Here is a 25,655-nt window from a genome sequence, read left to right as displayed (position 1 = left end):
CAGAGGCCGGGCGGCGGGCCGCCGGGCCCGCCCTTCAAGCCACCCTGTTCAGATGTCGCCCTTGGCCATGCGGCCGGCGATGTGGTCGGCCTGGCGCAGCGCGAGCGCCACGATGGTCAGCGTCGGATTCTCGGCCGCGCCCGTGGTGAACTGCGAGCCGTCCGACACGAAGAGGTTCTTGACGTCGTGCGCCTGGCCGAAGCGGTTGACGACGCCGTCCTCGGGGCGCTCGCTTCAGCTCCAGCACCTCGTCGTGCAGCACGGTCAGGAACTTGGCCAGCGACAGGCCCTGGTCCAGCGCCAGTTCCTCCAGCGTGCGCCAGAACGCGGCCTCCAGCCGGATCGAGGTCGAATGGCCGGACAGGCGGACCGAACGCGTCTCCCCCTCGTAGGCCGCGCTCGGAATCCCGGAAAAGACGTGACACATCGCGGTCGCTCTCCCGTGCGAACTGGAATGATTCCAGCATAATCGAACGGGTGCCGCCCGCAAGGCGGCGGCTCCTGCGACCAAAGGCCGGACGGCGCGACATGGCGCCGCCGGGCCGTAGCCTCAGCCGCGATAGGCGGTGATCTCGATCTCGACCTTCATCTCCGGCCGCACGAGGCCCGCCACCAGCATTGTCGCGGCCGGGCGGATGTCGGCGAACCAGCGGCCGGTGACCGCGAAGACCTCGGGCATGAAGGCGGGATCGGTGATGATATAGGTGGCGCGAACGACGTCCGCGATCGTGAACCCGCCCTCGTGCAGCGCCTTCTCGATGGTGCGCAGCGCATTCTCGGTCTGCTCGCTCACGCTCTCGGGCATGGCCATCGCGGCGTAGTCGTAGCCCGTCGTGCCGGCGACGAAGCACCAGTCGCCCTGCACGACGGCGCGCGAATAGCCGGCTTCCTTCTCGAAGGGCGAGCCGGTGGACACGAGGCTGCGTGGGGTCATGGACTGTTCTCCGTCGATGGATCGCTCGCCGGAGGACATCCCCCGGCCCGCCGCGATATGGAACGCGGCGGCGCAACGGAAAGCCGGCGGGCTGCCTCGTTCCGCCGGCCCGTCGACGCTCTCAGGCCCAGGGACGGCTTTCGGCGCTGCGGGCCTCGAAGGCGTCGATGGCGGCGCCCTTCTCCAGGGTCAGGCCGATGTCGTCGAGACCGTTGATGAGGCAGTGCTTGCGGAACGGGTCGATGTCGAAGGAGATCGAGCCGCCGTCGGGGCCGGAGATGGTCTGGCTCTCCAGGTCGACGGTCAGGCGCGCGTTCGAGCCGCGGCTGGCGTCGTCCATCAGGAGCTCCAGCTGCTCGGGCGTGACGCGCACCGGCAGGATGCCGTTCTTGAAGCAGTTGTTGTAGAAGATGTCGGCGAAGCTCGTGGAGATCACACAGCGGATGCCGAAGTCGAGAAGCGCCCAGGGCGCGTGCTCGCGGCTCGAGCCGCAGCCGAAATTGTCGCCGGCGACGAGGATCTCGGCGCCCTTGTAGGAGGGGCGGTTGAGGACGAAGTCGGGGTTCGGCGTGCCGTCCTCGCGATAGCGCAGCTCGGCGAAGAGGCCCTTGCCGAGGCCGGTGCGCTCGATCGTCTTCAGGTAGTCCTTCGGGATGATCATGTCCGTGTCGATGTTGACGATGGGCATGGGGGCGGCGATGCCGGTCAGCCGGTCGAACTTTCGCATGGGAAACCTCCGTCGCTCTTCTTCGGGCGTGCGCTCCGCTGCGTGCGATAGCATTCCGCGACCCGCGCGCAAACCGCCGGCCGCCGCGCGGCGCCGATTGCGTGCCGGGCCGCGATGGGCGACAAGGCGGGCATGACGCCTCCTTCCCGGCTCCTGCGCTCCGCCCTCTTCGTTCCGGCCGCCAATGCGCGCGCGCTGGAGAAGTCCCGCACGCTGCGGCCCGACGCCCTGATCTTCGATCTCGAGGATTCGGCCGCGCCCGGCGAGAAGGCGAAGGCCCGCGAGGCGCTGCGCACGCATCTGTCGGGCCTTGGCGCCGCGCCCGGCGGGCCCTTGCGCATCGTGCGCATCAACGCCCTGTCGAGCGCCGAGGGCACCGAGGACCTCCTGGCCGCCCGCGCCTGCGGCGTCGACGCCATCCTCCTGCCGAAGGTCGAGAGCGCGGAGACGCTGCGCGAGGCGGCCGAGGCTCTGGACCAGACGGACGCGCCGAGGACGCTTGCGATCTGGGCGATGATCGAGACGCCGTTCGGCCTTCTCGAGGTCTCCTCCATCGCGCGGCAGGGCCGGTCGCTGCGGCTGGAGGCGCTCGTCGTCGGGCCGAACGACATCGCGCTCGCCACCGGCATCAGGCCGGGGCCGGAGCGGACCGAGATGCTGCCCTGGCTGATGCAGGTGAAGCTCGCCGCGAGCGCGCACGGGCTTCTCGCGATCGACGGCGTCTACGCCGATTTCCGCGACGCCGAGGGCTTCGCGCGCGAATGCGCCGCCGGGCGCCGCATGGGCTACGACGGCAAGACGCTGATCCATCCCGCCCAGGTCGAGGCCGCGAACGCCGCCTTCTCGCCGAGCGCGGCGGAGATCGCTGAGGCCCGCGCGATCGTCGCGGCCTTCGCGCAGCCGGACGCGCAGGGCCGCGGCGTCGTCTCGCTCGACGGGCGGATGGTCGAGCGGCTGCATCTCGAGGGCGCGACCCGCCTTCTCGCGGCGCTGGAGCAAGGCGGGACGCAGGCCGGCTGAGGGCCGGGGCGGCCACCGCGCATCGAAACGATCAGGGGACGATCGCCATGAAACTCTACCGCTTCCTCACCGGCGCCGACGACAGCGCCTTCTGCCACAAGGTCTCGCTCGCCCTCTCCAAGGGCTGGGACCTCCACGGCTCGCCGACCTACGCCTTCGACGCCGCGAGCGGCACGATGCGCTGCGGGCAGGCGGTGACGAAGACCGTGGAGGGCGCGACCTACGATCCGGCCCTGCGGCTCGGCGACCAGTAGGCGATGGGCCGCCTCGCCCGGCGGCTCGGCCTCGGCCTCCTCGCCGTCCTGCTCCTGGCGGCCGTCACCGTCGTCCTCGGCATGCTCGTGCCGCGCGCCGGCGCCGCCCTCGGGTCGCAGGAGCCGCGCCACCGCGTCCTCGTCCTGTCGAGCCTCATCCATACCGACCTCGCGGTGCCGGTCGACGAGGCCGTGCGGGCGCGCTTCGCCTTCCTGGCGGAGGCGGGTCTTGCGATCGACCGGCCCGAGGTCGGCGCGCTCGTCCTGGGCTGGGGCGGGCGCGGCTTCTATCTGGAGACGCCGACCTGGGCCGACCTGAAGCCCGGCCCCGTCCTGAAGGCGCTGACGCTCGACGACGCCGTCCTGCATGTCGGGCTCGGCGGAGCGATCGAGAGCGCCGGGGAGGGCGCCCGCGCGCTCGATCTCGACGAGGCGGGTTTCGAGCGCCTCCTGCGCTTCGTGGAGGCGACGCTCAAGCGCGACGGCGAAGGGCGGCCCATCGCGATCGCGGGCGCCGGCTATGGACCCTTCGACGCGTTCTTCGAGGCGAAGGGCCCGTTCAACGCGTTGCTCGGCTGCAACGACTGGACGGGGCGTGCGCTGGCGAAGGCCGGCGTCGGCGTCGGGCTCTTCACGCCCCTGCCGGCATTCCTACTCTGGTCGCTGGACCTGCACGGCTGACGGCCGGGCCGGGACGGGCCAAGGGGGACGGGCCAAGCGGGGCGGCACGGCCACCACGGCCCGGCCCCGGCGGAAGAAGGGGACACAGGCCATGACGAGACGGGACATGCGCGGCGCAGGACGGCGCCAGGGCGGCGGACACGGACCGGAGACGCGCGCTTGACGCTGCCGCAATTTCTCTCCTTCGCGGTGATCGCGGCAACGATGGCGGCCTTCGTCTGGGGGCGCTGGCGCTACGATCTCGTGGCCTGCGGCGCGCTCACCGTCTCGCTGGCGCTCGGCGTGCTGCGGCCCGAGGACGCCTTTTCCGGCTTCTCCGACGACATCGTCATCATCGTGGCGAGCGCGTTGGTGCTCTCGGCGGCGATCTCGGGCTCGGGCATCATGGAAGTGGCGCTGAAGCGCGTGGCGCCCAATGTCTCGGCCCCGCGCACCCAGCTTCTCCTCCTCGTCGGCACGGTCACCGTCCTGTCGGCCTTCGTGAAGAATATCGGCGCGCTCGCGATCATGATCCCGATCGCCTTCCAGATGGCCAAGCGCTCCGGCGTCACGCCCTCGATGTTCCTGATGCCGATGGCCTTCGGCTCGCTGCTCGGCGGGCTGATGACGCAGATCGGCACTTCGCCCAACATCATCGTCTCGCGCGTGCGCGGCGAACTCACCGGCACGCCCTTCACAATGTTCGACTTCATGCCCGTGGGCGCCGCGCTGGCGCTTGTCGGCATCGTCTTCCTGGCGCTGTTCTACCGCCTCCTGCCGGAGCGCCATCCGGAGGGGGCGGGGCTCGACCAGGCGATCGAGATCCGCAACTACACGACGGAGGCCCGCGTCACGCCCGCCTCCACCGTCGCCGGCAAGACGGTCGCGGACCTTCAGAAGCTCGGCGACGGCGGCGCGATGGTCACGAGCATCCGCTCCGAGCGCGGCCATCCCCGCACGCCCTTTCCCGACGCGCGGCTCAATCCCGGCGACATGCTGATGATCGAGGGCGACCCCGAGGCGCTCGACCGCCTCGTCGCGCAAGGGGCGCTGGCGCTCTCCAGCCGCCACGGCAAGGTTCGCGGCGCCTCCGACAGGATCGGCGCCGTGGAGGCGGTGATCGGGCGCAATTCCGTCCTCATCGGCACCAACGCCCAGCGCACCGCGCTCTACCGGCGCACGGGGCTGGAGCTTCTGGCCGTCAGCCGGCGCGACAAGCGCTTCACCGAGCGGCTGGGCGAGATCGTGTTCGAGCTCGGCGACGTGCTCGTCCTGCAGGGGGATCTCGAACGCCTGCCGGAGGTCCTGCGCGAACTCGACTGCCTGCCGCTCGCCGAGCGCGGGCTGAAGCTCGGCAGCGCGCGCCACGGGCTGGTGCCGCTCGCCATCCTGGCGGCCGCGATGGCGGCGACCGCCGGCGGGCTCGTGCCCGTCGCCACCGCCTTCTTCTGCGCCGCCGTCCTTCTCGTCGCCGTCAAGGCGGTCTCGATCCGCTCCGTCTACACCCATCTCGACGCGCCGATCCTGGTGATGCTGGCCGCGCTCATCCCCGTCTCGGATTCGCTGCGCCGCACGGGCGGGTCGGATCTCGTCGCCGGCTGGCTGTCGCAGCTCGCCGGCACGCTGCCTTCCTACGGCGCGCTGGCGCTCATCATGGTGGCGGCGATGGCCGTGACGCCCTTTCTGAACAACGCCGCGACCGTGCTCGTGATGGCCCCGATCGCCGCGACCTTCGCGGGCGCGCTCGGCTACCGGCCGGACGCCTTCCTCATGGCCGTGGCGATCGGGGCGGGCTGCGATTTCCTGACGCCCATCGGCCACCAGTGCAACACGCTGGTGATGGGGCCGGGCGGCTATCGCTTCGGCGACTACTGGCGGCTCGGCCTGCCGCTCTCGGGGCTCGTCGTCCTCGTGGCGGTGCCGCTCCTGATCCTGGTCTGGCCGCTGACCTGAGGGCGTGCCGGTCCGGGCTTCAGACCGGCCGGCCTGCGAACCGGCCCTTCGGCGCCGTCCCCGCGATGCCGGAGGACGCTCGTTTGCCGCGCGCGCCGGGCCCCGTGCGGCGAAGGCCGGGAAAGGTCGATGCGGACGCGCGGCGGGATCAGTCCCGGACCTGCGCTTCCAGCTCTTCCATATCCTCGTCGGACAGGCCGAAATGGTGGCCGATCTCGTGGACCAGAACATGGGTGACGAGGTCGTCGAGCGTCTCCTCGTTCTCGGCCCAGTAGTCGAGGATCGGCCGGCGATAGAGGAGGATGCGGTTCGGAAACTCGCCGGTGACGGGGGTGGCCATCGCCGCGACGGGCCGGCCCTCGAACAGGCCGAGAATGTCGAAGGCCGATTCCAGCTCCATCTCCGCGATCACGTCGTCCTCGGGAAAGTCCGCGACATGGAAGCGGATGTCGCCGGCCAGCGCGCGGAATGTCTCGGGGAGCGCGGCATAGGCCTCCATCGCGATGGATTCGATCGCGGCGAGATCGGGCGAGTAGCGGCCCTTCCACTCTTCGCCGTCCGAGGTCACCTCGCTCATGGTCTCTTTCCCTTCCGTTGACGGGGTTCCGATCCTGCGGCGACGGGGCGTATAGCGAAATTCCGCAGCGCGAAAGACCCCCGGGTGACGTCGGGCGCTCAAGGAGACGTGAGGGGAACGCGGGGGTGCCGGCCGGTATCGGTGGCCGGCTACGCTTCGGGGCTCGTGCCGCCGGGCGCTCAGCGCCCGAGCGGCTGCTCCGCGTACCAGGCCGAGACCGCCTCGATCTGCTCCTCGGTCATGTTGGGCATGAACTCGGTCATCAGGTGGGCGGCGCCGGTGCCCCCGCGCAGCTCTTCCTTGAAGAGCTCGAGATGGGTGCGCAGGTACCATTCGGGCTGGCCGCCGAGATAGGGCGTCATGGCGTTGCGCGCGCGCCCGCTCTCGCCGTGGCAGCTGATGCAGGCGGGGATCTTGCGGGCGGCGAGGCCGCGCGTGGCGATCAGCTCGCCGAGCGCCAGCCTCTCCTCGCCCTGCGTCCTGCCCCCGTCCTCGCCGAGCGCCTCCGGCAGGGCGTTCTCGCTGAGCGAGGCGGCGGGCATGATCTGGGCGGGGATGCCGTCGGCGGCGGGAAGCGGCGTGGTCGAAGCGAGGCCGTCGTCGAGCGTGACGGCGCCGGCCGAGGCCTCCACCGGCTGGGCGCCATACCAGTCGGCGAGGGCGGCGAGCACGGTCTCGTCGTAGCGGGCGGCGGCCGGTTCCATGTAGCCGGAATGGCGCGTGTCCTGCGCATAGGCCTTGAGGCTCGCCAGGAGATAGGCGGGGGTCTGGCCGGCGATCACCGGAAAGGCCCCGTCGCCGCCGCGCCCGCGCCCGTCGAACCCGTGGCAGCGGGCGCAGTCGGCGAGCGCGATGCGCGTGGTCGGATCGGAGGGCATGGCGGGAGCGCCGGAGGCGACGGGCGCCGCCGGCACCGCGCCGTCCGCGCCGGGCGCGACGCCGGCGGCGGGCGCTCCGGCATTGGGCACCAGCGCCTCGTTCGGGCCGCCGCCGAGCGCGAGATCGGCATAGGTCTCGGGCGTCATCTGCGGCAGGGCGCGCAGGAAGGCGACCATGGCCCAGACCTCGTCCTCGCGGTTCTGCGTCGTCCAGGAGGGCATGCCGGAATATTTGATGCCGTGCTGGCCGATCCAGAACAGCTCGCGGTCCTTCCACTCGCCGACCTTCGTCTCCAGACGCGGCGGCCAGGGCATCATGGAGAGGACCACCGGCGACTGCGCGTCGCCGGGGCCGCCGTGGCAGGGGGCGCAGCCCGTGGCGAAATGGCCCGCGCCGCGCCGCACGAGCGCGTTGTCCGCAAGGTCGATCTCCTCGGGCACGGCGATGCCGAGCGACTGGCGCGCCACCGAGTTCTGCATCGTCCAGTGCAGGAACCACTCGACCGGCGCGTAGTGGCCGGTGTTCGCCGCGATCGAGACGAGGCCGGAATAGGAGACCGCGAAGGGCGCGGCGACGGCCAGCGCCGCCGCGATCGCGAGCCGCTTGCCGGTGATCTTCAGGTCATAGCGCATCAGGAGACCTCTCCTTGTCGAGGCCGATCGGACAGGATGGAGGCCAGAAGCACGAGGCCGCCGGCGAGATAGGCGATGCCGCCGACGGTGAGCATCAGGGCGCCGCCCGCCTGCTGGTCGCCGAGCGGGGTGAGCGCCGCCGCGGGCGCGCACAGGTCCGCGCAGGCATAGAGCGGGCGCGGCGCGAAGAGGAGGAGACCGCCGAGCAGCGTCATGTGCATGGAGGTGAGGAGGAGCGCCAGGACGCCCGCCGCCCGCGCCGCCGTGCGACCGGATCCCGCCGCGCCGAAGGCGCTCGTCCACACGAGAAGGCCGGCGAGGAGGAAGCTGCCCTGCTCGAGGAGGAGGAGATCGAGGCGCGCGCGCGCTCCGTCGTGGAGGGCCGGCGCGTGCCAGCCCCAGACGACGACGAATTCGAGGAGCGAGGCGAAGATCGCGACGCCCGGCGTCAGCCGCGAGAAGAGCGCGGGCATGGCGCGCAGGAGGCCGACCGCGAGAAGCGGCGCCGCGACCGCGACGAGGCCCATATGCATGACCATGTGCGCCGCGAAACTGCCGCGCGCCCGCTCGGGCAGCGGCCCGAGCCACAGGAGCGCCAGGAGCAGTCCGCCGGCGGCGAGCGGCCAGAGCGCCGGGAGTCCGGCGCCGCCGGGTCCGGCGAGCCGCGTCCTGACGCCGGCGAGCGCCGTGCCCGCGCTCATCGGCAGTCCGTGATGAGAAGCGCGGGCAGGGCCACGAAGACGACGGAGATGAAGGACAGGCCCGACAGGAGGATGGTGGAGAATTCCAGGAAGCGTTCCCGATCGGCCGGGCTGTCCTCGTCGTGCGGCGGCTTGCCGCCCTCGGCGCGCCACTCGCGATAGGAGCGCAGGAAGACGAGGGCGATGACGGCGAGCGCGACGGCGGTGATGACCGCGATCATCACGCGCGCGCCGGCGATCGACTCGAAGACGGCGACGTTGGGCGCGCAGCGATAGGCCGCCACCACGTAGGAGAGGAGGAAATGGATCGCCCAGACGCTCGGCGAGACGATGAGCGTCCAGAGATCGTCGCGAACCTTCTTCGACAGGCCGAACATCGCCGCCTCACGCCGCCAGGGGGAAGAGGGCGATGGTGGCGACGGTGAACACCGCCGTCGCGCCCATGAAGTGCCAGTAGAGCGCGACATTCTCCATGTCGATGTCGTGCTTGGGCGTCATGCGCCCCGCCAGCGACCGGGCGAGACAGTAGGCGAGCATCAGCGCGCCGACCGCCCCGTGCACCGCCATCCAGATCACCAGCGTCCAGACGATGGCGGGATAGACGTGCGAGACCGGATCGAGCTCGGTGACATAGGGCGCGTAGACGATCGCCGCGCAGCCGGCGAGGGCCGCGATCACGCCGATCAGGATGGCGCCGCGCGCCAGCGTCACCTCGCCCGCCTTGTTCACCCGCCGCGCCAGACGCGCCGCGCCCCAGGCGATGGCGAAGAGCGCAAGGCTCGTCAGCGGCCAGAGAAGGCCCGGCCCCGTCGCTTCCGCTGGCGGGAAGTCGGCATGGATCGTGTGGAAGAAATAGTAGCCGAAGAGAAGCGACAGGAAGGCCGTGCCGTCGCCGATCATGGTGATGAGCATGGCCCACCAGCCGACCGAGGCCGGCCCCGAGCGGTAGAGCGGCAGCGTGAGGCCGAGCCCGACGTCCTTGGTGTCGACCTCGGGCTGCAGCGCGGTGCCGCGCCAGAGCCAGACCATGATGGCGCCGGTGGCGATCACCATGGTGACGAGCGTGGCGATCCACAGGTGGAACGTGGCGAGGATGAACACCGCGCCGAGCGCGAGCGCGGCCCAGAAGGTCATCCAGGTCGGGCCGGGCACGCGCAGGCACTGTTCGGGCGTGCCGTCGAGCACGGAGGTGACGAGCGTCTCGCGCTTCATCTCCTGCGCGTCCGGCAGGTAGTAGAGGCCCTTGTCGACGTCGGCCGAGAGATTCGGCTGGTCCCAGAGCGGGTAGCGCGAGGTGATGATGGGCACCGAGCGGATGCCCCAGTCCTCGTCCGGGATCGGTCCGATCCATTCGAGCGTGCCGGCGTTCCACGGATTGCGGTCGGCGTTCGGCAGGCCCTTGTTGCCGCGCAGCACGTCGTAGACGACGACGAGGATGCCGGCGGCGAAGACGAAGGCGCCGACGGTGGAGAGGAGGTTCGGCAGGTCGAGCCCGAGATCGGCCGGATAGGTCCAGATGCGGCGCGGCATGCCCGCCAGTCCCGACCAGTGCATGGGCAGGAAGGCGAGGTTGAAGCCCACGAACATCAGCCAGAAGGCGATCTTGCCGAGCTTGTCGGACAGGTGCCGGTCGCCGATCAGCGGCCAGAAATAGTAGATGCCGGCAACGACCGGAAAGAGCACGCCGCCGAGAATGACGTAATGGAGATGGGCGACGACGAAATAGGTGTCGTGCGCCTGCCAGTCGAAGGGCGCCAGCGCCACCATGACGCCGGTGAGGCCGCCCAGCACGAAGATTCCGAGCGCGCCGGAGACGAAGAGCATGGGCGTGGAATAGACCACGCGGCCGGTCAGAAGCGTCGCCAGGAAGACGAAGATCTGCACGCCCGTCGGGATCGCCACCGCCTCGGAGGCGGCGGAGAAGAAGCCGAGCGAGATCGAGGGCAGGCCCGTCGTGTACATGTGGTGCACCCACAGGCCGAAGGACAGGAAGCCCGTGCCGACCGCCGCGAGCACGATCCAGGAATAGCCGAGGATCGGACGCCGGGCGAAGGTCGGGATCATCATCGCCAGCAGCGCGATGGCCGGCAGGAAGATGATGTAGACCTCCGGATGGCCGAAGATCCAGAACAGGTGCTGCCAGAGCATCGGGTCGCCGCCGCGCTCGGGGTCGAAGAAGGGCCAGTTGAACAGGCGCTCCAGCTCGAACAGGATGTCGCCGGCGATGAGCGGCGGGAAGGCGAAGAGGATCATGCCCGCCACGACCAGCACGTACCAGGCGTAGAGCGGCATGAGGTTGAGGCGCATGCCGGGCGGGCGGCATTTCAGCGTGCCGACGATGAGCTCCACGGCCGCCGCGATCGAGGCGACCTCGATGAAGGAGAGGCCGAGCAGCCAGATGTCGGCGCCGTAGCCGGGCGTGAAGCGCTCCTGCGTGGTGTTCGGCGGGTACATGAACCAGCCGCCGTCGGGCGCCGAGGAGAAGAACAGCGAGCCGCAGACGAAGACGCCGCCGATGAGGAAGCACCAGTAGCCGAAGGCCGAGAGGCGCGGGAACGGCAGGTCGCGCGCGCCCAGCATCTGCGGCAGGAGGATGATCGCCACCGCCTCGAAGATCGGCACGGCGAACAGGAACATCATCGCCGTGCCGTGCAGCGTGTAGACCTGGTTGTAGAAGCTGGCGGTGAGGAAGTCGTTCTCGGGAACGGCGAGCTGCACGCGGATGAGCAGGCCGAGGACGCCCGCGAAGAGCATGAAGGCGAAGGAGGTGGCCGTGTACCAGATGCCGACGGTCGTGTTGTTGACGTCGGACCAGTAGCGCCAGCCCTTGGGCGTCTCCCAGACCTTGCGCAGCCGGTCTTCCTGGGCCTTGCGGACCGCCGGGTCGGCCTGGCGGCGGCGGGTCTTCTCGACTTCGGCAGCGCTCGGGCGCCATTGGGCGGCATCGGGCGCGCCGGTGACGGCGGCATCGAGATCGAGGGGGATGTCGCTCATTTCAGGCCTTCCAGCCACTGCGCCATGGCGTCGATCTCGCTTGCGGGAAGCATGGAATAGGAGGGCATCTCGACGCCCTGCTTCACGTGCTCGGTGACGGCGATGAACTGCGAGAGGTTCTGCGCCGACAGGGGCAGCGTGCCCGCCCCGATGGTCTTGCGCGAGCCGACATGGGTGAGATCGGGCCCGATCTGCCCGGCGGCCGGCGTGCCGCGCACGCTGTGGCAGGCGTTGCAGCCGTTCTTCATGAAGGCGTCGAAGCCCGGGCCCTGCGGCACGGCGGCGCCTTGCGCCTGGCGGGCGACATAGGCCTCGTACTCGGCCGGCGGCACCACGATGACGCGGAAGGCCATCTGCGCATGGGCCTCGCCGCAGAACTCGGCGCAGACGCCGTTGTAGACGCCCTCGCGCGTCGGCTCGAGCACGATGCGGTTGACGCGGCCGGGGATCGTGTCGGTCTTGCCGGCGATGGACGGGACCCAGAAGGAGTGGATCACGTCCGGGCTGCCGAGCAGGATCTCGGTGCGGCGGCCGACGGGCAGCCAGAGCTCGTTGGCGCTCTCGACGCCGCCGGCGGGCAGGCTCTTGACGACGCCGGGCTCGCCCTCGACCCCGTAGGCGACGCGCCACCAGAAGCGCTCGCCGGAGACGGCGATCTTCGGCCCCTCTCCTTCGCCGCGGAACTCGGGCATCTTCTCGAGGCCCCAGACGATGAGGACGGCGAGGACGACGGTCGGGAAGACGACGCCGCCCCAGGCGATGAGGCGAAGGCCGGTCTTCTCGGAATGGGCGGCGGGGTTGATCTTGGTGGCATAGACCGACAGGCCCATGACGAGGAGCCAGATCACCACCGCGCCGGCCAGCATGATCCAGAAGAGCCAGGCGACGGCCGCCGATTCCGTGCCGGCGTCGGTCAGGGTCGACTGGGGTCCGGCGCAGGCCGAGAGGGCGAGAAGCGAAAGGCCGGGAAGGCAAGCCGAGGCACGCCGGCCGGAAAGCCGGGCGGCGCGGCCGCGGCCTGGCGGGCGGGAACGGGGGTCGCGACGCTCTGGCTGCATCGGATCCTTTCGGAGGGAAGAGTGCGCCGGGCGCCGGACGGGCCCGCCATGCCCGCCGGGGCGGATTGGAATCGATCTAGACGCGCCGGGCCTTTCGGCCAGAGCCGCGCTCCAGCGGTTTTCGGACTGCGGCAAAAATACCGCGGTCCCGGCCGGAGCCTACTGGAAGTTGCGCCCCTTCGGCAGGACGGCGCGGGCCTCGCGCCCGGCCTGCGCGGGGGCGGGCGTGCCGTCCTCGCGGCTTGAGAGGATGGCCATGCGGCGCATATGGTCGAGCCGGCGGCGGTGGAGGCGCATCTCGTCCACGGGCCGGCGCACCTCGTCGGCGCGCGCCAGCATCGTGCCGAGCGCCTCGCCGGGGGGCAGGGCGGCGGGCACCTGCCCGCGCGGATGGCCGGGACGTAAGGGGTGGCGCACGTGGTCTGCGGGGGCGAGCGCGTTGGAGACGGCGGCGCTGCCGGAGGCGACCTGCATCAGGAGCCCGGTCAGGTCGTCCAGCCGCTCGGCGACGACGTGGATGACGCCATGGTCGCTCTGCATGCGGCCGGTGACCTTGACGAAGCGCGCGCCGAGAACGATCGGCCGGAAGGCCTCGAAGACCTTGGGCCAGACGATGACGTTGGCGATGCCCGTCTCGTCCTCCAGCGTCATGAAGATGACGCCCTTGGCCGAGCCCGGCCGCTGGCGCACCAGGACGAGGCCCGAGACGATCACCCGGCTGCCCGAGCGCAGCTCCTCCAGGCGCGCGTCCGGCAGGATGCGCTGGGCGGCGAGCGCGGCGCGCACGAAGGAGACCGGGTGCGCCTTCAGCGACAGGGAGACGAAGCGATAGTCGGCGATCACCTCCTCGCCGAGGCGCATGGGGGGCAGGGCGGCGTCCGGCTCGGGCTGCAGGTCGGCGGCGGCCTCGGCGGCGAGGAAGAGCGGCAGATGCTCGGCGGCGCCCGCCGCATCGAGCGCCCGGCAGGCCCAGAGCGCGTCGCGCCGCGACAGGCCGAGGCCGGCGAAGGCGTCGGCGTCGGCGAGGCGCTCGATGGCGGCGCGCTTCAGCCCCGAGCGCAGCCAGAGGTCGCGCACCGAATCGTAGCCCGCTCCCCGCCGCTCCACCAGCCGTCGCATCTCCGCCTCCGACAGGCCCTTCACCTGCCGTAAGCCGAGGCGCACGGCATGGCGCGTCCCGATCGCGCCCGTCATCTCGCGATGGCGCGGCGCGATGCGCGCGGGGTCGAAGGCCTCCTCCTCCAGCGTCGAATCCCAGTGCGAGCGGTTGACGCAGACGGGCCTGAGCGTGACGCCGTGGTCGGCCGCGTCGCGCACGATCTGGGCGGGGGCGTAGAAGCCCATGGGCTGGGCGTTGAGGAGGGCGGCGCAGAACACGTCGGGATAATGGCATTTCAGCCAGGCCGAGGCGTAGACGAGGAGGGCGAAGGAGGCGGCGTGGCTCTCGGGAAAGCCGTATTCGCCGAACCCCTCGATCTGCTTGAAGCAGCGCTCGGCGAAGTCGCGCTCGTAGCCGTTCTTCGCCATGCCCTCGATCATCTTGGCGCGGAAGGTGTGGATCGTGCCCATCCGGCGGAAGGTCGCCATGGAGCGGCGCAGCTTGTCGGCGTCGTCGGGCGTGAAGCCGGCGGCGACGATGGCGATCTTCATCGCCTGTTCCTGGAAGAGCGGCACGCCGAGCGTCTTCTCCAGGATCTGCCGCAGCTCGGGCTTGGGATAGGTCGGCTCCTCCAGCCCCATCTTGCGGCGCAGATAGGGGTGGACCATGTCGCCCTGGATGGGGCCGGGACGCACGATGGCGACCTCGATGACGAGGTCGTAGAACTTGTCGGGCCGAAGCTTGGGCAGCATCGTCATCTGCGCGCGCGACTCGATCTGGAAGACGCCGAGCGTGTCGGCGCGCCGGATCATCGCGTAGGTGGCCTCGTCGTCGTCCTTCATGGAGAGATCGGCGAGCGTGAGGGTCCTGCCGTAGTGATCCTCCAGAAGGGCGAAGCCGCGTTTGAGCGCCGTCAGCATGCCGAGCGCCAGGATGTCGATCTTCAGGATGCCGAGCTCGTCGAGATCGTCCTTGTTCCATTCCACGATCGTGCGCCCGTCCATGGCGCTGTTGAGGATGGGCACGACCTCGTCGATGCGCCCGCGCGTGATGACGAAGCCGCCGACATGCTGGGAGAGGTGGCGGGGAAAGCCGGAGAGCTCGCTCGAATAGGCCAGGACCTGCGCGGTCGTGGCGTCCTCCACGCTGAGGCCGGCGGCCTTCGCCTCGCGCTCGCCCAGGCCCTCCTCGGACCAGCCCCAGACCGCGCCCGTCAGCGCCGAGACGGCGTCGCCCGAGAGGCCGAAGGCCTTGCCGACCTCGCGCGCGGCCGAGCGGGTGCGGTAGGTGATGACGGTCGCCGCGATGGCGGCGTTGTCGCGGCCGTAGCGCTCGTAGATCCAGGCGATCACCTCCTCGCGCCGCTCGTGCTCGAAGTCGATGTCGATGTCCGGCGGCTCGGCGCGGCCGGCGGAGATGAAGCGCTCGAAGAGGAGGCCGGCGCGCTCGGGCGAGACCTCGGTGACGCCGATGCAGAAGCAGACGACGGAATTGGCCGCCGAGCCGCGGCCCTGGCACAGGATGCCGAGCTCCTCGCGCGCGGCCTTCACGATGGCGTGGACGGTGAGGAAGTAGGGCTCGTATTCGAGTTTCTCGATCGTCGCCAGCTCGTGCTTGATGGCCGCGACGACGCTCGCGGGAAGGCCGGCGGGATAGCGCCGGGCGGCGCCCTCGTAGGCGAGGCGCCGCAATTCCTGCGTCGGCGTGGCGGCGATGCGGCCGGCCTCGTCGGGATATTCGTAGCGCAGCGACTTCAGGTCGAAGGCGAGTTCCTCGAAGAAGGCGAGCGTCTCCCCGATCGCGCGCGGATGCTCGCGGAAGAGCCGCGTCATCTCGGCCGCGCCCTTCAGGTGGCGCTCGGCATTGGCGGCGAGGCAAAAGCCGGCCTCGGCGAGCGGCCTATGGGCGCCGATGGCGGTGAGGACGTCCTGCAGCGGGCGGCGGGCGCGGTCGTGATAGAGGACGTCGTTGGTCGCCATCATCGGCGTGCCGCAGGCCTCGGCGAGCCGGCTCGCGCGGGCCAGGCGGCGGGCGTCGAGCCCGTCGTAGCGCGGGGCGGCGGCAAGCCGCGCGGCGCCCGGATAGGCCTCGGCGAGGGCGCGCAGCGCGGCGCGGGCCCGGGCCTCGGCGGCCCTTGCCTGCGGTCCCTCGGCGCCCGCTGCCGCCGGCAGGAGGAGGGCGAGGGACAGGTCCTCGCCCCATTCCAGGAGATCGCGCAGGTGCAGCGTGCAGGTGCCCTTCGCCCCGCGCAGGTTGCCGAGGCTCAGAAGCCGGCAAAGCTTTCCCCAGCCGAGGCGCGTGCGCGGATAGGCGAGGATGTCGGGCGTCTCGTCCGCGAAGACGAGCCGGGCGCCCGGCGCGAAGGCAAGACCCGCCTCGCGCGCCGCCAGATGCAGGCGCACCGTGCCCGAGACCGTGTTGCGGTCGGCAAGGCCGAGGCCCGCAAGGCCGAGCCGCATGCCGGCCACCGCGATCTCCTCCGGGTGCGAGGCGCCCTGCAGGAAGGAGAAGTTGGAGGCGAGGCCGAGCTCGACATAGGCCGGGGCCGCCCCGCCGGCCCGGGATCCTGCCGGGCGCGAGATCGCTATCGTGCGGCGCATCAGGCGAAGATGCCGTGCAGGAACCAGGCGGGCTTCTCCTGCCCGTAGAGCCCTTCGCGGAACAGCCAGTAGCGCCGGCCCGCCTCGTCCTCGACGCGGTAGTAGTCGCGCGTCGAGCCCGCATCGGCCCGCCACCATTCCGCGCCGATCCTCTCGGGGCCCTCGACGCGGGCGACGCCGTGCGAGGCGCGGCGCCAGCGAAAGCGCATGGGCGGCCCCTCCGGCACCTCGGCGATGGCCTCGACGGGCTCGGGCGGATCGAGAAGGCGCACCGGGCGCGGGGCGGCGTAGAGCCAGAAGGTGCTCGCCAGATCGGCCGCGCGCCCGCCCCCCGGTCCGGCGGCGCGGCGCGCTTCGCGCGGTTCCGGCCGGGCCTGCAGGCCCGCGGCGACCTGAAGCGCCTGCGCGCGCTCCGGACGGTGGCTCTCGATCGGCGAGAGGCGCAGGACGCTCGTCTGCCCGAGCCGGGCGCCGAGCCGGTCGATGAGAGTGGAAAGATCGGCCTCCCCGCTCGCCTCGCCGGACAGATCGCCCTGATGCTCCTCCATCGGCTCGGCCGTCAGCACGCAGAGGCGCACGAGATCGTAGCCGAAGGCCGCGTCGAACGCCTCGCCCAGACCCTTGATGCGCTCGCGCAGGAGCGCCACGACGCGCCTCTCGTCGCGCAGCGGGCGCGCGGCGCTGACGGCGACGCGCTCCACCCCGCCATCGGCCCGGAAGAGCGACAGCTCGAAGCATCGTCCGCCTTCGCCGCGCCGCTCCAGCCCGTCCCGCAGGCGCGCCGCCAGATGCTCGGCGATCCGCTCGACGTCGTCGGTCAGCGAGATGGGCTCGGCGAAGCGCCGCTCGGCGATGAGCTGCGCGGCGGGGCGGCGCGGCCCGATGGGGCGGCGGCCAAGGCCCGTCGCCTCGTCGAGCCGCGCCAGGAGCGCGCTGCCGAACCGGCGCGCCAGCCCCGCGCGCGGCAGCGCCAGGAGCGCGCCGATGTCGAGAAGGCCGAGCCGGGCGAGGAGCGCCTCCTCGGCCTCGGAAAGCCGCAGGGCCGAGACGGGAAGGGGCGAGACGGCCGCCACCTCCTCGCCCTCGGGCACGCGCGGGCATGGGGCGCCGTCGCGCGGGTGCCGGCCCGCCCGGCCCGCATCCCGGCCCGCGGCGGAGCGGGCGCCCGTCAGCGCCAGGGCGGTGCCGGGATGGGAGGCGATGGCGGCCTCGGCGCGCAACCCTTGCGCGAAGAGGCGGGCGAGGAGGTCGTCCATCAACGCCTTCTCGCCGCCGAAGAGATGGGCGCAGCCGGAAATGTCGAGCACCAGCCCGTGCGGCGCGTCGAGGGCGACGAGCGGCGTGTAGCGGTCGCACCAGTCGGCGACGGCCTCCAGGAGCCGCGCGTCGGCGGCCGCGTCCGCCTCGCGCAGGTCGAGGCGGGGAAAGCGCGCGCGCGCCTCGGCCGCGCCGAGCCCCTTGGTCAGGCCGAGCGCCTCGGCGCCCTCGCACAGCGCCACGAGGCGCTGCGTGCCGGCGCAGCTCTCGATCAGGACGAGGGGCTCGGGCAGGACGGGGCCCGCTCCGCCCGCCCCGCGCCGGGCGTCAGCCGGCGCGGGCCAGCGGCCCCGGCTCCCGCCGGGCCAGCGCCACGAGCGTCCCAGATCGTCCCGCCGCACCCTGTCCGTCGAGAGGAAGGGCAGGCTGAGGGCGAGAAAGCGGCTGGCGCGCGCCTGGCCGTGGCTCGTCGAAACGTCGCTCATGGGGATTCCACTCCAGGGTAAAGCGCTGCGGGGGACCCGATCGCGACTTCTCGAGCGCGATCTGGAAGAGGGGGGCGCCGAGAAGACGGGGCGCCTCGGCGAGATCGGCGACAGGGGAGGCCGAGCCGGGCGCCACGCGCAGGCGCAGGGGCGCGGCGGTCGGCTCAGGCGCGGCGTTCTGGCGCAGGAGAAGCAGCGCGACGCCCGCCTCGCGGGCCCGCACATGCAGGCGGCGCGTGCCCTCCAGCGCGAGCCGCCCGGGGTTGCCGCGCACCTCCAGCACCACCACCGACAGCGCCCGGCAGGAGGCCGCCTCCTCGCCCGCCCAGACCGCCTCCTCGAGACGCCGGGTGCGCACGAGAAGAAGCGCGGCGGGGTCGAAGCCGAAGCCGGCAAGGCCCGGTCCGTAGGGCAGGCCGGCCTCGCGCAGGGCATGGGAGGGCGCGAGCCAGAGCAGAGGACGCGCGGTGCCGGCGCCAAGGCGCAGCGCCAGCGCCAGCGCGAAGCCGGCGAGCGTGCCCGCCCCGCGCGTCTCGTCCGAATGGATCTCCGTCAGCCCGCCGGCCGCGATGCCGCCGCCGAGCGCCCTGTCGGCCGCCGGCGCGCCGAGCGGGCGCAAGGGCTGGAGCGCGCGCCGGCCGTTCCCCTCCGGCCGGCCCGCGGCCTCGTGCGGCTCCGCCGGGTCCTCCAGCCTCGCGATGGGCTCCCCGGCGATTCGGGCGATCGTCTGGCGCAGCGCCGCAAGGTCGCGATTCCTATCGCCATGCCCGGCCCGATCCGGCCGGCCGGCGGCGTCTTCCCCCGCCGTGCCGGCCGCGCGGCGGTCCCGAAACGGCACGCCCGACGCCGCGGGAGCCCCGTCCGCATGGCCTTCGTCCGGATTTTGGCGCATGGCAGTCTCCTCGTCCGTCCCGCAAGGCGACGGCCGTCCCGCCCTCTCTCCCGGAGAGGCTTTGTTCCTGATATGTTCCTATGGATTCCAGCGCGGCGGACGAGAGTCAAGGCGACGGCCGAGAGATTATTTTCCTTATACAAAGGAACTTCCGGGCATGGCGCGGCGGCGACGCCGCTGCCTTCTCCCGCCTCAGGAAAAGTTGCCGGCAGACGGATGAGGGAGGTGGAAGCCGGGTGAGACTAAAGACGGCGCCGCGTTTCGCGCCCGGCGTCCCTCATTTCCCTGCCAGGACCCTGGGCGAGCCACGGGTCTCGCCCGCGCTTCGCACCCCAAGGGGAGAAGGGGAGCAGCTCTCCCCGCCGCCGACACTCTTCAGGCGAGCCAGCGCCAGACGCTGGCGCGTTTCACCTCCGCGTCCTCCAGCGCCCGGGTGACGGGGACTTCGAAGGTGGAGAGGCGTTCGAGGCGGTGGCGGGGGAGGTAGGCGCGGCCGGGGTCGCCGACGAGAATGGTGCGGCCCGCGCGGGCGAGCGTGTCGAACCAGGGGGTGATGGCGTCGGCGATGGCCTTGTCGAAGAAGATGTCGCCGGCGAGCACGACCTCTTCCGCCACGGGCGTGCCGACGAGATCGGCGCCCTCGAAGGCGATTGTCACGCCGTTCAGCGCCGCGTTGAGGGCGATGGCGGCTTCGCAGAACGGGTCGATGTCGGCGGCGCGCACGGGGCCGGCGCCGGACTTGGCGGCGGCGATGGCGACGAGGCCCGAGCCGCTGGCGAAATCGAGGACGGAGCGGCCCGCGACGAGGCCGGGCTCGTCGAGGACGTGGCGGGCGAGCGCCTGTCCGCCGGCCCAGGCGAAGGCCCAGAAGGGCGGCGCGAGGCCGAACGCGTCGAGCTCCTCCTGCGTCTTCAGCCAGAGCTCGTGCGCCTCGTCCGCCAGATGCAGCGGAATCTCGGGCACGTGCGAGGGCAGGAGGACGGCGGTGTTGGCGCGGATGAAGGTTTCGGCGCGCTCCGGGGAAAGGCGCGTCACGCGGCGCGGTCCTGCGAAGCGGCGCGGCGCGCCGACGCACGCGGTCCGGCCTTTCGCGAAAGGCCGCGAAAGGCCCTGGGGCCGGGCACCCCGGCGCCGGGCGCCGGGGCGTGTCTCAGGAGGCCTTCTTCAGCCGGTCGCTCTCGGCGCGCAGCTTGTCGATCATGATCGAGGCGTCGGCCTTGGACAGCGTGTCGTCGAACGCGGTGTCCGTCTCCTCGCAGAGCGTCTTGAGATAGGAGCCTTGCGCGCCCGTCATCGGCTCGTCGCCGGTCGTCCAGTCGGCCGGGTCCTTCTCGGTGTTGGAGGGGGTCTCGGTCTTGGGGTTGGAATGGTCCACGGCACGGCTCCTTGAAAGGTGTCGTTCGTGGAATGTTCACGCCGGCGCGTGGTTCCCCCTCCGGGCGCGTCAGGCCGCCGCAGGCGAGGGCGCGCGGCTTCACGCCAGCGCGTCCTTGGGGTCGAGCCCGCCGAGGCGGCAGATATGGTCGAACTCCGCCGCCCCCACCGGCTGCACGGACAGGCGCGAATTGGTGACGAGCACCATGTCCTTCAGCGCCTCGTCGGCCTTGATCGTCTCGAGCGTCACGGGTCTCGGCAGATCCATCACCGCGCGCAGGTCGACGCATTCCCAGGCGCCGTCCTTGGCGGTGGAGTCGGGATGGGCGAGCGCGGCCACCTCGACGATGCCGACGACGGCCTTGCCCTCGTTGGAATGGTAGAAGAAGCCGCGCTCGCCGATCTTCATCTCGCGCATGAAGTTGCGCGCCTGATAGTTGCGCACGCCGTCCCATTCCTGGCCCGCGGGCCCTGCGGCCTTCTGCTTCTCCCAGGGCCAGGTCGAGGGTTCGGACTTGAACAGCCAGTGGCGCGTCGGCTCAGCCATGGGCGGGGTTCTTGATCGTCCAGTTCCACGGGCGCACCGCCACCGAGGCGAAGAGGCCGGCCTTGGCATAGGGGTCGGCCTCGGCGATGGCGCGGGCGGCCTCGGCGCTCTCGGCCTCGACGACGAGCATCGAGCCGCAGGGCTTTCCCGCCTCGTCGAGGAAGGGGCCGGCGAATTTCAGGACGTCGCCGAGGGCGTTCAGATGGGCGACATGGTCGGGCCGCGTGTCGAGGCGGACCTGCAGGGCGCCGGGCTTGTCGTCGCAGAGAAGGGCGTAGAGCATCGGAAGATCGGTCCTTGGCGGGGTCGCGGAAAGGGTCGCGCGTCGCCCTGCGGCTTTAGAGCATCGCGGCCGGGCCGCTCAACCCCAATCCACGGCGCCTCACTCGGCCTCGCGCCGCAGCGGCCGGGCGAGGAGATCGCGGATGGCGGCTTCCACGTCGATGCGGCCCGCGAGGAGCGCGGCGACCGTCCCGACGATCGGCGCCTCGATGCCGTGCTCGGCGGCGAGCCGCGCGGCGATGCCGGCGGTGTGGACGCCTTCGGCGAGCTTCAGGCCCGCAAGGTCGTCGCCGCGCCCGAGCGCCATGCCGTAGGCGAAGTTGCGCGACTGCGGGCTGGAACAGGTGAGGACGAGGTCGCCGAGCCCGGACAGGCCCATCAGCGTCTCGGCCCGCCCGCCGAGCGCGGCGCCCAGGCGCCGCAATTCGACGAAGCCGCGCGTGACGATGGCGGCCTGCGCCGAGGCGCCGAGGCGCCGCCCGGCGACTGCGCCGGCGGCGAGCGCCAGCACGTTCTTCAAGGCGCCGCCGGCTTCCACCCCGCGCAGGTCGTCGCTCGCATAGGGGCGGAAGCTCGCGGTGGAGAGCGCCTGCGCCGCCGCGTCGGCAAGGGCAAGGCTCGATGCCGCGACGGTGACGGCCGTCGGCAGGCCGGCCGCGACGTCGGCGGCGAAGCTCGGGCCGGAGAGAACGGCGAGCGCGCGGCCCGGGCAGGCCTCGGCGAAGATCTCCGACGGGAACCGGCCGCTGGAGGCGTCGATGCCCTTGGCGCAGAGGACGCTGAGCGCCTGCCGCGGCACGAGGGGCGCCAGCGCGCCGGCAACGCTGCGCAGCGTCTGCGCGGGCACCACGAAGAGCACCGTGTCCGCGCCCGCCAGGGCCTCGGCCGGATCGTTCGTCGCGCGCAGCGTTTCGGGAAGCGCGATGCCCGGCAGGTAGCGGGGGTTCTCGCAGGCTTCGTTCACCGCCTTCACCGTCGCGCCGTCGCGGGCGTAGAGCACGGTCGGCCGGCCCGCGCGGGCATAGAGGCTGGCCAGCGCCGTGCCCCAGGCGCCGCCGCCGACGACGGCGACCGCGCTCACGCCTTGGCTCCGCGCCGGCCGAAGCCGATCTTCGGCGCCGCCGCCTCGTCGAGCGGCCAGCGCGAGCGCACGGGCGCGTCGAGCCCGTCGACGAGACCGGCCTCCAGGCGTTCCAGCCCGGCATAGGCGATCATCGCGCCGTTGTCGGTGCACAGTTTCAGGGGCGGGGCGACGAGCGCGAGGCCGGCTTTGGCCGCCTCGTCCTCCAGCGCGGCGCGGATCGCGGCATTGGCCGCCACGCCGCCGGCGACCGCGATCACCGGGGCGGCAAGGTCGGGAAAGGTCTCGCGAAACCGCCGCATCGCGCGGCCGGCGCGTTCGGCAAGGCTCTGCGCGACGGCGGCCTGGAAGCCGGCGCACAGATCGTCCACGTCGCGCTCGCCGAGCGGCGCGGCACGCTCGGCCGCCTGGCGCACGGCCGTCTTCAGGCCGGAGAAGGAGACGTCGAAGCCCGGCTCGCCGCGCATCGGCCGCGGCAGGGGAAAGCGCCGCGCGTCGCCGCCGCGCGCCCGGCGCTCGACAGCCGGCCCGCCCGGCACCGGCAGGCCGAGGAGCTTGGCGGTCTTGTCGAAGGCCTCGCCCGCCGCGTCGTCGATCGTCGTGCCCCAGCGCTCGTAACGCCCGAGCCCGCGCACGAGGACGATCTGGCTGTGCCCGCCCGAGACGAGGAGGAGGAGATAGGGATAGGCGAGACCGTCGGTGAGGCGCGGGGTCAGCGCGTGGCCCTCCAGATGGTTCACGCCGACGAAGGGCAGACCCCGCGCCGCCGCGATGGCCTTGCCGGTCATGGCGCCGACGATGAGGCCGCCGACGAGGCCGGGGCCGATGGTCGCGGCCACCGCGCTCAAGTCGCCGAAACCGAGCCCGGCATCGGCGAGCGCGGCCTTCACCACGCCGTCGATCGCCTCGACATGGGCGCGGGCGGCGATCTCGGGCACGACGCCGCCGAAGGCCGCGTGCTCCTCGACCTGGCTCAGCACCACGTTGGAGAGGATGACCGGGCGCCCCGCGCCATCGCGCGAGACGAGGCTCGCCGCCGTCTCGTCGCAGCTCGTCTCGATGCCGAGGATGATCGGCGCCCCGCCGGCGCCCGGGCTCGTTTCGGCCAAGGGGGCCTCCTTCGCGTTCCACGCCGCCGACATAGGCGAGGCGGAGGCCGCGCGCCACCGTCGCCGGCATCGGCCACGCGGTCGCGAAGGCGCGCGGGAGGCCCTGTCCTCAGGCCCGGCCGAGAAAGCGGTCGGCGCTGCGCAGGCTGAGGGCCATGATGGTGAGGGCGGGATTGGCCGCGAGCGCGCTCGGGAAGACCGAATTGTCGGCGATCCAGAGATTGTCGATATCGAAGCTGCGGCCGAAGGGATCGACCACGGCGGCGCCGGCATCGGTGCCCATGCGGCAGGTGCCGATCGTGTGGGCGGTGCGCTCCAGTTCCCAGATGTCGGTGGCGCCCGCCGCCTCCCAGACCGAGCGCATCGTCGCCACGGCATGGGCCTTGAGGCGCCGCTCGTTCTCGCCGTAGCCGAAGCGGATGAGGGGCTTCTGCAGGCCCGTCGCGTCCACCTCGTCGGAAAGGGTCATGACGTTGTCGTCGCTCGGCAGGCATTCGCCGTTGATGCCGATCCCGGCGAGGCGGTTGTAGCGGTCGAGATAGTCGACGAGCGCGCGGCCCCACAGGCCGCGCCCGCGCGCCACCTGGTCGGCGAAGGTCTGCAGCACGACGCCGAGGCTCTGGACGAGATAGCCGCCGGCGAAGTCGGCATCCTTCGGTCTCACCATGTCCTCGGTGATCATGGCCGAGGGGTAGCCCTTGTTCATGCGCATCTCGTGGTCGAACGTGCCCCAGACCTGGGTCGCCACATGCGCCGTGTAGTTGCGCCCGACCTGCCCGCTGGAATTGGCGAGCCCCGTGTGCAGGAGAAGGCGCGGCGTCTCGATGGCGCCGGCGCACAGGAAGACGGCGGCGCATTTCTGGCGGCGGGCGACGCCGTCCGAAGTATAGGTCACCGCCGTGATGCGGCCTTCGCCATCGCGCTCGAAGCCGGTGGCGAAGGCGTTCGGGCGGATCTCGGCGCCGTGCGCCACGGCGAGCGGCAGATAGGTCACGTCCATCGAGGTCTTGGCGCCGTTGCGGCAGCCCTGATGGCAGAAGCCGCAATTGACGCAGGCGTGACGCAGCGCGCCGCCCTCCTGCTCGAAGGGCCGGCTGACGACGGCGACCGGGCCGTCGGCGACGGCGACGCCCATTGCCTCGCAGCCCTTCACCATGGCCTGCGCGGGCGCGTTGCGCGGCACCGGCGGCAGGGCGTAGGCGCGGCTTTCGTCCCACGGGTAATGGCTGGGGCCGGAGACGCCGTTGAAGCGCTCGACCTCCTCGTAATAGGGGCGCAGCTCCTCGTAGGTCAGCGGCCAGTCCTCGCCCCGGCCCGTCTCGCTGCGCAGCTTCAGGTCGCGCGGATCGGCGCGCGGCACGAAGGCGCCCCAGTGGAGCGTCGAGCCGCCGACGCCGATGCCGCTGTTGTTGGCGCCGAAGGCCTCCGGCAGGGCGCCGCCGCTGATGCGCTCGTTCATCCAGTAGAGATCGCCCGAGGCCGCCTCGTCGGCGACGAACTCGGCTTGCGGATGCCGGTTGGCGCCCGCCTCCAGCGCCACGACCTTGAGACCGGCCATGGCGAGACGCGCGAGCAGCGGCGCGCCGCCCGCCCCCGTGCCGATGACCACGGCGTCGACGCTGTCCGCTTCGCCGTAGCGCTTCATCCGGTCGAGATTCACGAGGCGGACTCCTGTTCCGGCGCCGTTTCGGGGAGGGGCTCGAACGGCTCGCGCTCGTCCATGCCGACCTTGCGGAAGCCGGAGAAGGCCGCGCCGTCTGCGCCGCCATTGCCGATGCCGGAATAGCCGATCCGCGCCATCGTGGCGGGATGGGCGACGTAGAGGCGCACGGCGTCCGAGCGCAGTTCCTCGAACCAGAGCTTCATCTGGGCCGCGGTGAAGGGGCCGGGTCCGCCCGTCTCCTCGCCCGCCTGGAGCCGTTCGAGCAGGGCGTCGCCCGCCTGCGGCCCGAGCTCGCGGAAGGCGAGGGCGTCCAGCGTGTCGAGCCCGCCGCGATAGGCGTCGGGGTCCGTCGGCAGGGCCTCGTAGCGCCAGCCGTTGCCGGTCTCCTGCGCCATCATCGTGTCGAGCCGGGCGGCGAGATCGATCGGCTGCGGACCCTCCTGCGGGATCAGGCGGGACAGGACGGCGCGCAGAGTCTCGAACTGGCGGTCGGTCATCGTCTTCGGCCGGTAGGCGGCATCGTCCGGCCGCGCGCGTTCTTCGAGAATCGCGCGAAGGCGCGGCGAGACGCGGTCGGAGGCGATGAAGGCCTCGTAGTCCGGCGCCTCGGCGCGGGGCATGTCCTGGTCGGAAAGGGTGTGCACGTCGGTCTCGTCCATCGCCGTCTCGGTGTGTCGCTAGCTATCCCGCAGGGCGGCAAGGGCAATGCGTTGCAGCAACTTGCCACAGCGCGGAACCATCGCGCCTTCCGGCGCATCCGGGAGCGAGCGCATTCCCGCCGCTTCGATTCGGGGCGGGATGCTGTATGGAGACGGGGGCTCCGGGGCGGTTCGCGCCGCCCGGCGGGGCGAGACCGGGAACGAGGCAGGCTGAGACG

At 72.0% G+C, this 25,655-nt stretch carries 23 protein-coding genes and 2 pseudogenes; 4 read left to right on the top strand and 21 right to left on the bottom strand.

From position 1 onward, the window contains the following. Positions 1–48: 48 nt before the first annotated feature. The 4 genes and pseudogenes from ASG48_RS17940 to leuD form a co-directional block, all read right to left on the bottom strand. Positions 49–234 (bottom strand): annotated as a pseudogene (locus ASG48_RS17940) (GMC oxidoreductase); the annotation flags it as partial. Positions 235–292: 58 nt separating this feature from the next. Beyond that, positions 293–427 (bottom strand): annotated as a pseudogene (locus ASG48_RS18835) (ribbon-helix-helix domain-containing protein); the annotation flags it as partial. A gap of 123 nt (positions 428–550) precedes the next feature. Next, the gene (locus ASG48_RS10795; RefSeq protein ID WP_055849254.1) at positions 551–934 is read right to left on the bottom strand and encodes a RidA family protein; all 384 of its coding nucleotides are present in this window, start codon (positions 932–934) and stop codon (positions 551–553) included. 121 nt (positions 935–1,055) lie between these two features. Continuing rightward, complete coding sequence (gene leuD / locus ASG48_RS10790) at positions 1,056–1,661, bottom strand: 3-isopropylmalate dehydratase small subunit (protein WP_055849251.1); 606 nt, start codon at positions 1,659–1,661, stop codon at positions 1,056–1,058. 132 nt (positions 1,662–1,793) lie between these two features. On the opposite strand from leuD, the gene ASG48_RS10785 reads away from it, so the two are divergent. The 4 genes from ASG48_RS10785 (at position 1,794) to ASG48_RS10770 (ending at position 5,548) form a co-directional block, all read left to right on the top strand. Then, positions 1,794–2,681 (top strand): CoA ester lyase, encoded by an 888-nt coding sequence (locus tag ASG48_RS10785; protein ID WP_055849757.1) that lies wholly within the window; start codon positions 1,794–1,796, stop codon positions 2,679–2,681. Between the two features lie 47 nt (positions 2,682–2,728). After that, the gene (locus ASG48_RS10780; protein ID WP_055849248.1) at positions 2,729–2,935 is read left to right on the top strand and encodes a DUF1737 domain-containing protein; all 207 of its coding nucleotides are present in this window, start codon (positions 2,729–2,731) and stop codon (positions 2,933–2,935) included. 3 nt (positions 2,936–2,938) lie between these two features. Beyond that, positions 2,939–3,616, top strand: coding sequence for a TIGR02117 family protein (locus ASG48_RS10775; RefSeq protein ID WP_055849245.1), 678 nt, complete (start codon positions 2,939–2,941; stop codon positions 3,614–3,616). A 159-nt stretch (positions 3,617–3,775) separates the two neighbouring features. Next, positions 3,776–5,548, top strand: a complete 1,773-nt coding sequence (locus ASG48_RS10770) for an SLC13 family permease (protein ID WP_055849242.1) — start codon at positions 3,776–3,778, stop codon at positions 5,546–5,548. A gap of 148 nt (positions 5,549–5,696) precedes the next feature. On the opposite strand, the gene ASG48_RS10765 is transcribed toward ASG48_RS10770, so the two are convergent. From ASG48_RS10765 to ASG48_RS10685, 17 genes are all read right to left on the bottom strand, one after another. Then, positions 5,697–6,125: a metallopeptidase family protein gene (locus tag ASG48_RS10765; RefSeq protein WP_055849239.1), complete on the bottom strand. Its 429-nt coding sequence runs from the start codon at positions 6,123–6,125 to the stop codon at positions 5,697–5,699. A 179-nt stretch (positions 6,126–6,304) separates the two neighbouring features. Beyond that, on the bottom strand, positions 6,305–7,636 hold the full coding sequence (locus ASG48_RS10760) for a c-type cytochrome (protein WP_055849236.1): 1,332 nt from the start codon (positions 7,634–7,636) through the stop codon (positions 6,305–6,307). Continuing rightward, positions 7,636–8,337, bottom strand: a complete 702-nt coding sequence (locus ASG48_RS10755) for a cytochrome c oxidase assembly protein (RefSeq protein WP_082529407.1) — start codon at positions 8,335–8,337, stop codon at positions 7,636–7,638. Before ASG48_RS10755 ends, ASG48_RS10760 begins: the two co-directional genes overlap by 1 nt. After that, positions 8,334–8,714 carry a hypothetical protein gene (locus tag ASG48_RS10750; RefSeq protein WP_055849233.1) on the bottom strand — a complete coding sequence of 127 codons (381 nt, stop codon included), beginning with the start codon at positions 8,712–8,714 and terminating at the stop codon, positions 8,334–8,336. The genes ASG48_RS10755 and ASG48_RS10750 overlap by 4 nt, the downstream gene beginning before the upstream one ends. Positions 8,715–8,721: 7 nt before the next feature. Then, entirely contained in the window at positions 8,722–11,331 is a 2,610-nt protein-coding gene (ctaD, locus tag ASG48_RS10745) for a cytochrome c oxidase subunit I (RefSeq protein ID WP_082529406.1), read from the bottom strand. Then, positions 11,328–12,389, bottom strand: coding sequence for a cytochrome c oxidase subunit II (coxB, locus tag ASG48_RS10740; RefSeq protein WP_055849231.1), 1,062 nt, complete (start codon positions 12,387–12,389; stop codon positions 11,328–11,330). The genes ctaD and coxB overlap by 4 nt, the downstream gene beginning before the upstream one ends. A 159-nt stretch (positions 12,390–12,548) precedes the next feature. Continuing rightward, positions 12,549–16,088: an error-prone DNA polymerase gene (locus ASG48_RS10735; protein ID WP_055849228.1), complete on the bottom strand. Its 3,540-nt coding sequence runs from the start codon at positions 16,086–16,088 to the stop codon at positions 12,549–12,551. Further along, the gene (locus ASG48_RS10730) at positions 16,088–17,746 is read right to left on the bottom strand and encodes a DNA polymerase Y family protein (RefSeq protein WP_348271131.1); all 1,659 of its coding nucleotides are present in this window, start codon (positions 17,744–17,746) and stop codon (positions 16,088–16,090) included. The genes ASG48_RS10735 and ASG48_RS10730 overlap by 1 nt, the downstream gene beginning before the upstream one ends. Further along, the gene (locus ASG48_RS18830) at positions 17,673–18,722 is read right to left on the bottom strand and encodes a hypothetical protein (RefSeq protein WP_244486872.1); all 1,050 of its coding nucleotides are present in this window, start codon (positions 18,720–18,722) and stop codon (positions 17,673–17,675) included. Before ASG48_RS18830 ends, ASG48_RS10730 begins: the two co-directional genes overlap by 74 nt. A gap of 375 nt (positions 18,723–19,097) precedes the next feature. After that, complete coding sequence (locus ASG48_RS10720; protein WP_055849225.1) at positions 19,098–19,757, bottom strand: methyltransferase; 660 nt, start codon at positions 19,755–19,757, stop codon at positions 19,098–19,100. A gap of 115 nt (positions 19,758–19,872) precedes the next feature. Next, the gene (locus ASG48_RS10715; RefSeq protein WP_055849222.1) at positions 19,873–20,097 is read right to left on the bottom strand and encodes a DUF3072 domain-containing protein; all 225 of its coding nucleotides are present in this window, start codon (positions 20,095–20,097) and stop codon (positions 19,873–19,875) included. Between the two features lie 99 nt (positions 20,098–20,196). After that, on the bottom strand, positions 20,197–20,643 hold the full coding sequence (locus ASG48_RS10710) for an EVE domain-containing protein (RefSeq protein ID WP_055849219.1): 447 nt from the start codon (positions 20,641–20,643) through the stop codon (positions 20,197–20,199). Next, complete coding sequence (locus tag ASG48_RS10705) at positions 20,636–20,926, bottom strand: YciI-like protein (protein WP_055849216.1); 291 nt, start codon at positions 20,924–20,926, stop codon at positions 20,636–20,638. The genes ASG48_RS10710 and ASG48_RS10705 overlap by 8 nt, the downstream gene beginning before the upstream one ends. 99 nt (positions 20,927–21,025) lie before the next feature. Beyond that, positions 21,026–22,006: an NAD(P)H-dependent glycerol-3-phosphate dehydrogenase gene (locus tag ASG48_RS18825; RefSeq protein ID WP_055849212.1), complete on the bottom strand. Its 981-nt coding sequence runs from the start codon at positions 22,004–22,006 to the stop codon at positions 21,026–21,028. Continuing rightward, positions 22,003–23,079, bottom strand: coding sequence for a tRNA (adenosine(37)-N6)-threonylcarbamoyltransferase complex transferase subunit TsaD (gene tsaD, locus ASG48_RS18820; protein ID WP_055849748.1), 1,077 nt, complete (start codon positions 23,077–23,079; stop codon positions 22,003–22,005). Before tsaD ends, ASG48_RS18825 begins: the two co-directional genes overlap by 4 nt. A gap of 145 nt (positions 23,080–23,224) precedes the next feature. Then, a complete protein-coding gene (locus ASG48_RS10690) occupies positions 23,225–24,775 on the bottom strand; it encodes a GMC family oxidoreductase (RefSeq protein WP_200939589.1) in 1,551 nt (516 codons plus the stop codon). After that, positions 24,772–25,437 (bottom strand): gluconate 2-dehydrogenase subunit 3 family protein, encoded by a 666-nt coding sequence (locus ASG48_RS10685; protein ID WP_055849209.1) that lies wholly within the window; start codon positions 25,435–25,437, stop codon positions 24,772–24,774. Before ASG48_RS10685 ends, ASG48_RS10690 begins: the two co-directional genes overlap by 4 nt. Positions 25,438–25,655: the final 218 nt, after the last annotated feature.

It is taken from the genome of Aurantimonas sp. Leaf443 (assembly GCF_001425575.1).
Taxonomy (GTDB): Bacteria; Pseudomonadota; Alphaproteobacteria; order Rhizobiales; family Rhizobiaceae; genus Leaf443.
This window is presented reverse-complemented; position numbering and strand designations above follow the sequence as displayed.